This is a genomic window from Lolliginicoccus suaedae (assembly GCF_008312885.1).
Taxonomy (GTDB): Bacteria; Actinomycetota; Actinomycetes; order Mycobacteriales; family Mycobacteriaceae; genus Lolliginicoccus; species Lolliginicoccus suaedae.
Map to the genome: position 1 here is coordinate 140501 of NZ_VSSO01000001.1, position 11701 is coordinate 152201.

At 68.4% G+C, this 11701-nt stretch carries 10 protein-coding genes; 7 read left to right on the top strand and 3 right to left on the bottom strand.

Translation table 11 applies throughout. The features are described 5' to 3' along the window. Positions 1–4: 4 nt before the first annotated feature. On the bottom strand, positions 5–1405 hold the full coding sequence (locus tag FXO18_RS00610) for an NAD(P)/FAD-dependent oxidoreductase (RefSeq protein WP_149359142.1): 1401 nt from the start codon (positions 1403–1405) through the stop codon (positions 5–7). 245 nt (positions 1406–1650) lie between these two features. On the opposite strand from FXO18_RS00610, the gene FXO18_RS00615 reads away from it, so the two are divergent. The 6 genes from FXO18_RS00615 (at position 1651) to FXO18_RS00640 (ending at position 7883) form a co-directional block, all read left to right on the top strand. Next, positions 1651–2226, top strand: a complete 576-nt coding sequence (locus tag FXO18_RS00615; protein WP_235900360.1) for an alpha/beta hydrolase — start codon at positions 1651–1653, stop codon at positions 2224–2226. Positions 2227–2302: 76 nt separating this feature from the next. Continuing rightward, positions 2303–3598 (top strand): NAD(P)/FAD-dependent oxidoreductase, encoded by a 1296-nt coding sequence (locus FXO18_RS00620; protein WP_149359144.1) that lies wholly within the window; start codon positions 2303–2305, stop codon positions 3596–3598. Beyond that, positions 3595–4350: a DUF1365 domain-containing protein gene (locus FXO18_RS00625; protein ID WP_149359145.1), complete on the top strand. Its 756-nt coding sequence runs from the start codon at positions 3595–3597 to the stop codon at positions 4348–4350. The genes FXO18_RS00620 and FXO18_RS00625 overlap by 4 nt, the downstream gene beginning before the upstream one ends. 95 nt (positions 4351–4445) lie before the next feature. After that, positions 4446–5780 carry an SAM-dependent methyltransferase gene (locus FXO18_RS00630; RefSeq protein ID WP_149360022.1) on the top strand — a complete coding sequence of 445 codons (1335 nt, stop codon included), beginning with the start codon at positions 4446–4448 and terminating at the stop codon, positions 5778–5780. Continuing rightward, a complete protein-coding gene (locus tag FXO18_RS00635; protein WP_149359146.1) occupies positions 5777–7111 on the top strand; it encodes an SAM-dependent methyltransferase in 1335 nt (444 codons plus the stop codon). The genes FXO18_RS00630 and FXO18_RS00635 overlap by 4 nt, the downstream gene beginning before the upstream one ends. Next, positions 7104–7883: a DUF1295 domain-containing protein gene (locus FXO18_RS00640; RefSeq protein ID WP_149359147.1), complete on the top strand. Its 780-nt coding sequence runs from the start codon at positions 7104–7106 to the stop codon at positions 7881–7883. The genes FXO18_RS00635 and FXO18_RS00640 overlap by 8 nt, the downstream gene beginning before the upstream one ends. A gap of 177 nt (positions 7884–8060) precedes the next feature. Here the strand turns inward: FXO18_RS00640 and FXO18_RS00645 are convergent, their stop codons facing one another. Together FXO18_RS00645 and FXO18_RS00650 are read right to left on the bottom strand one after the other, a co-directional pair. Next, entirely contained in the window at positions 8061–9500 is a 1440-nt protein-coding gene (locus FXO18_RS00645; RefSeq protein ID WP_149359148.1) for an alanine/glycine:cation symporter family protein, read from the bottom strand. A 207-nt stretch (positions 9501–9707) separates the two neighbouring features. Further along, positions 9708–11087 (bottom strand): DUF2252 domain-containing protein, encoded by a 1380-nt coding sequence (locus FXO18_RS00650; protein ID WP_149359149.1) that lies wholly within the window; start codon positions 11085–11087, stop codon positions 9708–9710. 142 nt (positions 11088–11229) lie between these two features. On the opposite strand from FXO18_RS00650, the gene FXO18_RS00655 reads away from it, so the two are divergent. After that, positions 11230–11682, top strand: a complete 453-nt coding sequence (locus FXO18_RS00655; protein WP_149359150.1) for an Hsp20/alpha crystallin family protein — start codon at positions 11230–11232, stop codon at positions 11680–11682. The last annotated feature ends 19 nt before the right edge of the window (positions 11683–11701 follow it).

Consider the following 11701-nt stretch of genomic DNA (forward strand, 5'->3'; position numbering starts at 1 on the left):
CGGCTCAGCTTGCCTCGAGCTCGTCCTGCTTCGCCTGGGCCTCAGCCTTCTTCTGGGCCTCCAGCGATTCGAGATGATCGAGCGCGGTGCGGGCAGTCATCCACTGCTCGGTCACGGTGAGCTGCGCGCGCGAGTTGGTCAGGAACGTCACCGTCCACGAGAACAGCGTCGCCACGCGGCTCTTGAAGCCCACGATGTACACCAGGTGCACCGCGAGCCACATCAGCCAGCCGATGAACCCGCTGATGTTGAGCTTGCCGACCTGGGCGACGGCGCTGTACTTCGACACAGCGGCCATGTTGCCCTTGTTGAAGTAGGAGAAGGGCTTGCGCTCCGGGACGGGCTGCCCCTTCTCCTCGGCCTTGATCTCCTTCTTGATCGCCTTCGCCGAGTAGCGGCCACCCTGGATGGCGACCTGCGCGACGCCGGGCAGCCCATCGAGGGCCATCATGTCGCCCACGACGAAGATGTTCGGCTGCCCCTTGACCGTCAGGTCCGGGTTGACCTCGACGCGGCCGGCGCGATCGACCCCGGTGCCGGTCTGGTCGGCGAGGATCTTGCCGAGCGGGCTCGCCGCCACGCCTGCCGCCCACAGCTTGCAGTACGACGTGATGCGCTGCTCCTCGCCGTCCTTGTTCTTCACCACGATGCCGTTCTCGTCGACGTCGGTGACGAACGTGTTCAGCATGATCTCCACGCCGAGCTTCTCGAGGCGGTTCTGCGCCTTCATCCCGAGCTTCGGGCCGAACGGCGGCAGCACTTGCGGGGCGGCGTCGAGCAGGATCACCCGGGCCTGGCCGGGATCGATGTTGCGGAACGCGCCCTCGAGGGTGTCCTTGGCGAGCTCGGCGATCTGCCCGGCCATCTCGACGCCGGTGGGGCCAGCCCCCACGACGACGAAGGTGAGGAGCTTCTCCTGCTCGACGGGATCGTTGGACAGCTCCGCGAGCTCGAACGCGGAAAGGATCTTCCCGCGCAGCTCAAGGGCGTGGTCCACGGTCTTCATGCCGGGCGCGTGCTTGGCGAAGTGATCGTTGCCGAAGTACGACTGCTCGGCGCCCGCCGCGACGATCAGGCTGTCATACGAGGTGACGGTGATGTGGCCGAACTGCTCGGAGGTGATGGTCTTGTTCTGCACGTCGATGTCGATGACCTCGCCCATCAGCACGCGCGCGTTCTTCTGCTTGCGCAGCACCACACGGGTGGGGGCGGCGATCTCGCCGACCGACAGGATGCCAGTGGCCACCTGGTACAGCAGGGGCTGGAAAAGGTGGTGGGTGGTGCGGGCGATCATCGTGACGTCCACATCGGCCCGCTTCAGCGCTTGGGTCGCGAACAATCCTCCGAAACCGGACCCGATGATGACGACCTGGTGCCGCTGAGTGGTTGCGGGCTCGTTACCCATGGCAGGCTCCTTTGATTGCAAGGCTGGCTTTCCAGCGTAGTGACGTGCGCATGCCGCGGGAATGGGATCCCCATAATTCCTGCGGTTGTCTCTCCACCACTTTCTCACTTCGCGGGAAAGCGATGCTGCACCAGGGTGCCCGAATGTGTCCGATATCGCACTCTTGGTCTAGGCGCACGGTGAGGGTGAGGCACTTCACTGCCGCCAGGCCCATCCATCCCCCCCGGCAGGAGCGAATCCTGGCTGTGAACGCAATCGTGCTCGTGCTCCCCGGCGGCAAGGTCCGCAACGCCCGCCCGCTGCGCCCCTGGCACCTCGCTGCGGTGCGGATGCGCCCGTTCACCGCTGCGCTCCGCGCCGTGCCGGGCCTCGATGTCACCCAGGTCAGCTACAGCCAGCGTGGCTGGAACGGCGACGGCGCGGCAGTCCGCGCCGACGCTCTGACTGCTCTGCGGCAACGCCTTGCAGTGCATCCTGATGCCGCCGTGGTGCTCGTCGGCCACTCGATGGGCGGCCGGGTGGCGGCGCACCTCGCGGCGCACCCGGCCGTGCGCGGAGTCGTGGCGCTCGCGCCGTGGTGGCCCGGCGACGAGGGAGCGTTGCTCGCGGCGGGACAGCGCGTGCATGTGCTGCACGGCACCGCGGACGCGTGGACCGACCCGGCAGCGTCACGGCGGGAAACGCTGAGCGCCAGCACCGCCGGCGTGGAAGCATCATGGCATCCCGTCGAGGGCGCCGGGCACTTCATGCTGCGCGATCCAGGCCGCTGGCATGACTGGACCGTCGAGCGCGTGCAAGAGATCGCCGCGCTGCCGCGCTAGGCGCGCGCGGCACCACCGAACCGATCCGGCAGCGGCTCCGAATGCCCAAGGACTACAGGAACACGAGGGGGAATCCATGGCACGTGCGACCCACCAGGACAGACGGGTAGCGGTGATAGGCAGCGGCGTCGCGGGGCTCACCGCGGCGTGGGTGCTGCACCGCAGCGCGAAGGTGACGCTATTCGAGGCCGACGCCCGGCTCGGAGGCCACGCCGACACCCATGACGTGCCCATTGGTGGAGCGACCGTGCCCGTCGATACCGGCTTCATCGTGCACAACGACCGCACCTACCCGACCTTGCTCAAGCTGTTCGCCGAGCTGGGGGTAGAGACCCAGGAGACCGACATGAGCATGTCGGTGCGCTGCGACGGCTGCGGCCTCGAGTACGCGGGCGGCAAGAAAGCCCCTGGCATCATCCCCACCGTGCGCACCCTCGGCCGCGGCCGCTACCTGCGCATGCTCGCCGAGATCAAGCGCTTCCACCGCGCGGCCCGCACGGTGCTCGACACCGGCGAGAACGACGATCGCGGGGACGAGGACGTCACCCTCGGGGCATTCCTCGAGGCCGGCGGATTCTCGCCCTACTTCATCCAGCACTTCGTCACCCCGCTCGTCTCCGCGGTGTGGTCCTGCAACCCCGGCACTGCCCTGCAGTACCCGGCCCGCTACCTGTTCGCCTTCCTCGACCACCACGGGATGCTCAGCGTCACGGGATCACCCACCTGGCGCACCGTCACGGGAGGGTCCCGCGAGTACGTGGCGCGGGTCGCCAAGCAGCTCGACGCTGTGCATACCTCCTCCCCGGTCGTATCGGTGCGGGAGGCCAAGGACCATGTGCTCGTGGTGAGCGAGGGCGGCGACCGCGCGGTGTTCGATGCCGTGGTGATCGCCACGCACCCCCACCAGGCGCTCGCCATGCTGCCCTCGGCGACGCCCGAGCAGCGCGAGGTGCTCGGAGCGATCCACTACACGCCCAACAAGGCGCAGCTGCACTCCGACGAGTCCGTGCTGCCGAAGGCGCGCCGGGCCCGGGCGTCGTGGAACTACCGCATCCCCGCCTGCGATGCCGACCCGGAGAACGTGCTCGTCAGCTATGACATGACGCGGCTGCAACGGCTCGGCGCGCTCGACGGGCGCCGCTTCGTCGTTACCCTCGGCGGCGAGCAGCTCATCGAGGAGAGCACGGTGATCGACACGATGGACTACGAGCATCCCCAGTACACTCCCGAGGCCGTCGCTGCCCAGCGCAGGCTGCCGGGCATCAGCACGAGCCGCATCGCCTTCGCCGGCGCCTACCACGGCTGGGGCTTCCACGAGGATGGCGCACTATCCGGGCTGCGCGCCGCCGAGCAGCTGGGCGGGGCCTGGTGACCAGCGCGACGGTCCGTGCCTATCCGGGCGCGCTGTACCCCACTGAGGTGCGGCACGTGCGCCGGGCACCCCTGCACAACGAGTTCACCTACCGCAGCTACTGGTGGCTCGTCGATCTCGACCGGCTGCCCGTGCTGCCCTGGTGGCTGCGCCCGCTCGCCCGCTTCGAGGCCCGTGACCACCTCGGTGATCCCGCGCGGTCCATCCGCGAGAACGTCGACGCTTTCCTCGCCACCCGCGGGATCGACCTGCGCGGCGGCACCATCCTGATGCTCGCCAACGCGCGGGTCCTCGGCGTCAACTTCAATCCGCTATCGGTGTTCTGGTGCTTCGGCGCCGACGGCGGGCTGCGCTGCGTCATCGCCGAGGTGCGCAACACCTACGGCGAGCGGCACTGCTACCTGCTGCCCGTGGACGCTGCCACCGAGCCTGGCGGAGCTCGCGTGGCCAAGGAGTTCTACGTCTCCCCGTTCAACGACGTCTCGGGCGACTATGAGCTGCGGCTGCCGGTGCCCGGTGAGAAGCTCGGGCTCGCGATCGTGCTCCATCGCAGCGCCCAGCCTCCGTTCGTCGCATCCGTCACCGGCACCCGCCGCCCCATCACCCGCCGCACCCTGCTCCGGGCGTTCGTGAGCATCCCCTGGGCGCCGCTGCGGGTGATCGTGCAGATCCGCTGGCAGGGTATCCGGCTGTGGGCGCGGCGCCTGCCCATCCAGCCCCGGCCAGCCCATGCCAGGCAGGAGGGCACGTAGTGAAGCGAACCACGGCCGAAGCGCGCCCGCGCATCGCGCGCGCACGTCATGATCAGCAAGAGACCCCCATCCCCAGGAAGAAAGTGGCAGGCACGATGAACACCGACGCTGCGACAACATCGCCGGAAGCGATCACCGCGCCGGCACCACCCTCCACGATCGATCCCGAGACCTGGCCCGGCGTGGCCTCACCACCCCGAGGCCCCATCGCGCGCGGCCGGGGCCGCGTGGCGCGACGACTCTTCCGCCGCGCCGTCAAGGACATGCCGCTGCGGGTGGAGCTGCCCGACGGCACGATCTGGGGAAGCCCCGAGACCGACGATCCCGCCCCGCGCATGATCCTGCGCCGGCCCGCGGACTTCTTCGATCGGCTCGGCTGCGGCGCGCTGATCGGCTTCGGCGAGGCCTACATGGCCGGGGACTGGGACGCCGATGACCTCGAGGCCGTGCTCGAGGTGTTCGCCCGCAACCTCACGAGCCTCGTTCCCGCGCCGCTGCAACGACTGCGCGCGGCACTGATCGCCCGGCAGCCGCGCAGCGAGCACAACTCCACCGAGAACTCGCGCTCCAACATCTCCCGGCACTATGACCTGTCCAACGATTTCTTCCGGCTCTTCCTCGACGAGTCCATGACGTACTCCTCGGCGCTGTTCACTGATCCCGATGGGGCCGCCTGGGACGACCTCGCCACCGCGCAGCACCGCAAGATCGATCGCCTGCTCGACCAAGCAGGCGTCGGCGAGGGAACCCGGCTGCTCGAGATCGGCACCGGATGGGGCGAGCTCGCTGTTCGCGCTGCCCGGCGCGGAGCCCGCGTGCGCACCGTCACCCTCTCCACCGCCCAGGCCGAGATCGCCCGCCAGCGCGTCGCCGAGGAAGGACTCGACGAGCTCGTCGACGTCGATGTGCTCGACTATCGCTTCGTCGAGGGCGAGTTCGACGCCATCGTCTCCGTCGAGATGATCGAGGCCGTCGGCTACCAGTACTGGACCACCTACTTCCAGAAGATCGACGAGCTGCTCGCCCCCGGCGGCAAGGTCGCCATCCAGGCCATCACCATGCCTCACGAGCGCATGATGGCCACGCGCAACACCTACACCTGGATCCACAAGTACATCTTCCCCGGCGGGCTGATCCCCTCCGTCCAGGCCATCGACGAGACCGTCTCGCGGCACACGAGCCTGCGCATCGCTGACCGGCTCGGCATGGGCCTGCACTACGCCCGCACCCTGCGGCTGTGGGAGGACCGCTTCACCGCGACGTTCGACGAGGCCCGGGAGCTCGGCTTCGACGATGTGTTCCGCCGCATGTGGAAGTTCTACCTGAACTACTCCGAGGCCGGGTTCGCCGCCCGCTACCTCGATGTGGAGCAGATCGTGTTCACCCGCCCCAGCGAGGCCGCCGAGGCGAGCGAGAAGGGCGAGGCATGACGACCACCGCGACGCAAGGCACCAATGCCCGCTCGGCGCAGCAGGGTTCCGCCGGGCTGATCGCCGAGATCCTCGAACCGATCACCGGAAGCCCCCTGCCCGTGCGCCTCACCGCCTGGGACGGCAGCACCGCTGGCCCCGAGGATGCCCCGCGCGTGCGGATCACCAGCCCCGACGCGCTGCGGCGGCTCCTGTGGCATCCGGGCGAGCTCGGTGCCGCGCAGGCCTACGTCACCGGCGAGATCGACGTAGACGGTGATCTCGGCGAGGCCCTCGACCACGTCTGGAACGTAGTGCGCGAGCGTGGGCTCGCCTCGGTCCGCCCCGGTCCACGGTTGATCGCGCGACTTGCCAGGGCCGCCCGGCAGCTCGACGCCCTCGGCCTCGACCCTCAGCCCCCCGCAACCCAAGCCCGCGTCCGCGGCCGCCTGCATAGCCCGGGCCGGGACCGCCAGGCCATCAGCCACCACTATGACCTGTCCAACGACTTCTACGCCCTGATCCTCGACCCGCACATGGCCTACTCGTGCGGCTACTGGACCTCCCGCGACCCCGGCTACACCGTGGAGGACGCGCAGCGCGACAAGCTCGACCTCGTGTGCCGCAAAGTGGGCCTGCGCCCCGGGATGCGCCTGCTCGACATCGGCTGCGGCTGGGGCTCGCTGAGCATCCACGCGGCCGCGGAGTACGGTGCCACCGTCGTGGGCGTCACCATCTCCGCCGAGCAGAAGCGCTTCGTCGATGCCCGCATCGCCAGCCTCGGACTGCAGGACAAGGTCGAGATCCGCTTGCAGGACTACCGGGAGGTTCCCGACGGACCGTTCGACGCCGTCACCTCTCTGGAGATGGGCGAGCACGTCGGCCAGCGCAACTATCCGCGCTATGCCCGCGCGCTCTACGACAACGTCCGCCCCGGCGGGCGCGTGCTTATCCAGCAGATGTCGCGGCGCGGCAGCCATCCGGGAGGCGGACCGTTCATCGAGTCCTTCATCGCCCCGGACATGCACATGCGCCCGGTCGGCGAGACCATCGCCATGCTCGAAGCGCCCGGCCTCGAGCTTCGCGACGTCCACGCCCTGCGCGAGCACTATGAATGGACCGTCAACGCCTGGCTCGACACCTTCGAGTCCCACTGGGACGATGCCGTGGCGATGGTCGGCGAGGAGATGGCCCGCGTCTGGCGCCTCTACCTCGTCGGTGGTGCCCGGGCGTTCCGCGACGGGCGCATGGGCGTCGACCAGATCCTGCTCGTGCGCGCCCGTGACCGCGGCGAGTCCGGCTTCCCTGATGTGCGCCCGCAATGGGTCGGCAAGGACAACCGCGATGAGTGACTTCCTCCTCGTCAGCGCCGCGAGCCTCCTCGCGGTGATCGTGCTGATGGCGATCACCGCGCGCATCGGCTTCACGCTGGGCAGGCACAACGTCGTCGATGTCACCTGGGGCCTCGCGTTCGTCGTCATCGCGCTCGTCGCGGCCCTCGTAGGAACGGGCGAGCCTGCCCGGCGGATCGTGGTGGCGCTCCTCGTGGCCATCTGGGGCCTGCGGCTCTCCTGGCACCTGCTGCAACGCACCCGCGGTCACGGCGAGGACCCTCGCTACGCGGCGATGCTCGAGCGGCACGGCAGCGACTCGCCGTGGGTGCCCATCACTCGCATCTACCTCACCCAGGCGCTCGCTGCCTGGTTCATCTCCCTGCCCATCCAGGTGGCGGCCATCTCCGACGGGCCGCTCGGCTGGATCGCGTTCGCCGGGATCCTGCTGTGGATCGTCGGCGTGCTGTTCGAATCAGTCGGCGACCACCAGCTGCGCGAGTTCAAGGCGGACCGCGCCAATCGCGGCAAGATCATGGACCGCGGGCTGTGGTCGTGGACCCGCCACCCGAACTACTTCGGTGATGCGTGCGTGTGGTGGGGCATCTTCCTCATCGCCGCCGATGTGTGGCCCGGCGCGCTGACGGTGCTCTCGCCAGTCGTGATGACGTACTTCCTCGTCTACGCCACGGGCGCGCGGCTGCTCGAGCAGCACATGGCCGATCGTCCCGGGTTCCGCGAGTACCAGGAGCGCACCAGCTACTTCGTGCCGCTGCCGCCCAAGCGCGGGTAGTGCTGGGGGTTGCCTCGAATGGGCGGCGAGTGTGGCTCGGTGGCCGACTACCGGTAACGGTCCGCGAGTGTGCGAGAAACGACAGCTTTCTTGCTCAAGCGTGACGTTTTTCGCACACTCGCGGCCCGATGGCCCCACGACTCGCGGCCAGACAACCCGCCACTCGCGGGGCCGTGACTACCGGGTCTCGAGCCCTGCGGCCTCGGTGCGCGACCCCCAGCACTCCACGCCGGTGAGGTCCGGCATGTCGCTGCGCACGAACACCGGATCGAGACCCTGCTTGCGCTGGTCCCGGTAGTGCTTGAGCAGCCGGAACACCACCACCGACAGCGGCGCGATGACCAGCAGGTTGATGGTGACCATGAAGCCCATGCTCAGATCGGCGAGCGACCACACCAGGGCCAGCGATGCCACCGAGCCGAGGAACACGCACGCCACCACGGCCATGCGGAACAGCTGGATGGCGAGGGTGGAGCTGTTGAGGAAGGCCATGTTGGCCTCGCCGACGTAGTAGTTGCCGAGCACGGAGCTGAACGCGAGGAAGAAGATCACCACGGCGAGGTAGTGGATCGCCCAGTCCCCGAACTGCATGGCGAGAGCCTCCTGGGTGAGGGAGGCGCCCTCGCGGCCCACCCCGTAGGAAGGGTCGGCGAGCAGGATGATGAACGCGGTCATCGAGCAGATCAGCAGGGTGTCGAAGTACACGCCGAGGGACTGGACGAGCCCCTGCTTGACCGGGTGCGAGACGGCTGCGGTGGCGCTGACGTTGGGGATGGAGCCCATGCCCGCCTCGTTGGAGTAGAGGCCACGGCGGATGCCGTTCATGATGACCGCGGCGATGCCGCCACCGACGATCTCCTGGATGCCGAAGGCGTTCTCGAGGATGAGCATGAACATGCCCGGTACCTCGCTGATGTTCAGCGCGACGACGACGAGCCCGAGGCCAACGTAGGACAGTGCCATCACGGGCACGAGCACCTCGGTGACCCGGGCGATGCGCCGCACCCCGCCGAACACCACCATGGCGGTGAGTGCTGCGAGGATGACCCCGATGCCGACGGTGAACATGCCGGAGGTGTTGCCGGTGGAGGTCTGCACGACGTCGGAGATCGTGTTGGCCTGCACCGTGTTGAACACCAGCGAATAGGTGATCAGCGCGATGAGGGAGAACGCGATGGCGATGTGGCGATTACGGAGCCCGTAGGTGATGTAGTAGGCGGGTCCGCCGCGGTAGGAGTCGACGTCCTTGATCTTGTAGAGCTGCGCGAGCGTGGACTCGATGAAGGCGGTGGCGGCGCCGACGATGGCGGTGAGCCACATCCAGAAGATCGCGCCGGGCCCGCCGATGGTGATCGCGATGGCCACGCCGGCGATGTTGCCAGTGCCGACGCGGGCTGCCGCGGCGATGGTGAAGGACTGGAAGGCGGAGAGGCCCTTCTTGCCGTTCTCCATGACGAGGGCGGGCTCGGCGACGGCGCGGAACATGTCGCCGATCATCGTGATCTGCAGGACCCCCGACCGGACGGTGTAGTAGAGGCCCGATAGGACGAGCACGGCCACGACGAAGTACCAGTAGACGTCGTTGATGCTGGTGATCGTGTCGATGACGGCTTCCAAGGCGGTGACCCCCAGGGGATGTGGCCCAGCACGCGGCCCGGCATGGTCGGTTGGCTCCGCTGAGCGTATCCCCGCACCGTCCTGTTACAGGCGTTTTTCCGGGTTCGCGGGACGGCTGGACCGGCGCTGATCTGCGGTTGCGCCCGCGATGCCCGGTTCCTCCTGATCGACGTTGTTACGTGGAGTTCACCGCGGCGCTGGTGCTGCTCACACGTCGCGCTGGATCGGCAGCTCGCCCGCGTCGATGAGGCTGGTGAACTTGCGGTAGTCCTGCTCGGCCTGGTCGGCGTAGGCGTTGGCATAGGCGGCGATCGCACGGTCGAAGTGCTTGCCCTTGCGCAAGTAGGCGCTGAGCGCGCGGGGGTCGCCTGTCCGGGCATGGGCACGGGCGAGCAGGGCGCCGGTGAGCCGGCCGTAGTCATCGAGGTTCTTGCTGGTGAGGGTCTCGGGATCGATGTCGGCCTTGTGGTTGCGGAACTGGCGCACGTAGTAGTGCTGGTCGTCGATGCTTGTCCAGCCGAGGGTGACGTCGTGGTCGGCCTGGACGAGCTTGGTGCCCTCGATGACGCGCTGGCCGTGGTGCTCGGGCGCGGTGTAGTGCACGTAGGGGTCGAGCTGGGAGGCCGTGGCCTGCTTGACCTGCAGGATCAGTGCTTCCCCGGCGTTGCCTTCGAGCAGCACGAGATAGCTGCGCAGGCCGACACTGCCGGTGCCGACGATGCGGTGGACGACGTCATGGGGGCGGTAGCGGCGCAGCAGGGTGCGCTGGGCGGCGGGCACGGTCTCGATGTAGTGGCGCAGCGCCTCGATCACCTGCTCCTCGACATCGTCGGTGACGTGGGTGCGGATCGGCGGATCGTCGGTGAAGCGCCAGCGGTCGCCGTCCTGGACCGTCCATTTGTCGGCGACGCGCCGGCTCGCGTTGCGCTGGGCCTTCTCGCGTGCGTCCTCGAGGTCGTCCTCGAGGTGCTTGGCCTTGATCTCGCTGATGGCTGTGTCGTCGGGGAGGGTCCGCCAGGAATCAAGGAAGGTCAGGTCGGCGAGGCGGTGCATGGTGCGGCGGTAGGCGCGCGAGGCGTGGCGGGCGGCCTTGCTGTACGAGTCGCGGTCGATGCCGTTGTCGCGCCCGGCGAGGACGAGGCTGGCGGCGAGGCGCTTGAGGTCCCATTCCCAGGGGCCGGGGACGGTCTCATCGAAGTCGTTGACGTCCATGATGATGCCGCCGAGGCGTCCGGCGAACAATCCGAAGTTGGCGGCGTGGGCGTCTCCGCACAGCTGGGCGTGCAGCCCGGTGACGGGATCGTCGTGGAGGTCGTGGGCCATCAGCCCGGCGATGCCGCGATAGAAGGTGAAGGGGGTCTCGCTCATGCGGCCGATGCGGATGGGGATGAGGTCCTCGACGCGTCCCTCGTTGGTGCGATGGATGTGCTCGGCGATGGTGGGCCGCGCGGGGGAGAGGGTGAGTTCGGCGTGGGCCTCGAAGGGCACCTTCTCGCGGAGGGCGTGCCCGAGATCGCGGGCCTCGTCGGCGCTGAGCCAGGCGTGATCGGCATCGGCGAAGAGGGTTCTCTGGGTGCGCGCGTCCATGCGACAACTGTGCCTGACGCGCCCCTTGGCATGCCAGCCTTGAGCGGAATACACTCAACTATGTCCATGTTATGTCAGGTGCGGGGGCTAGCGAAGCTCCCCGGCCACCAGAACAAGCAATTGGATGCAAGGAGGATCAACGATGGCACTTCCTGCTCGACGCGCCGCTGCCACCCCGGCCCTGGGCCGCTGGGATCCGTTCCGTGACTTCGAGGAGATCTACGATCGCCTCGGCCGCTGGCTCGACACCACGCCCGGTGACGCCCCCTCGGCGTGGGTGCCCAACGTCGACATCGAGGAGACCGGCACCGCGTACCAGGTCGAGGCAGAACTGCCCGGCGTGAGCAAGGACAACATCGCGATCGAGTACCGCGACGGCGTCCTGCACATCTCCGGCGAGGTGGAGGAGAAGGAGCGCGACGGCATCGTCCACCGCCGCACCCGGCGCACCGGACGATTCAGCTACCAGGTGAGCCTGCCCACCGAGATCGACCACGACAACATCGGCGCGCAGCTCAACGACGGCGTCCTTGCTGTTACCCTGCCCAAGTCCGAGAAGCGCGACAACGCGCGCAAGATCGAGATCACTGGATGATCGGACCGCGTGCCCGGGC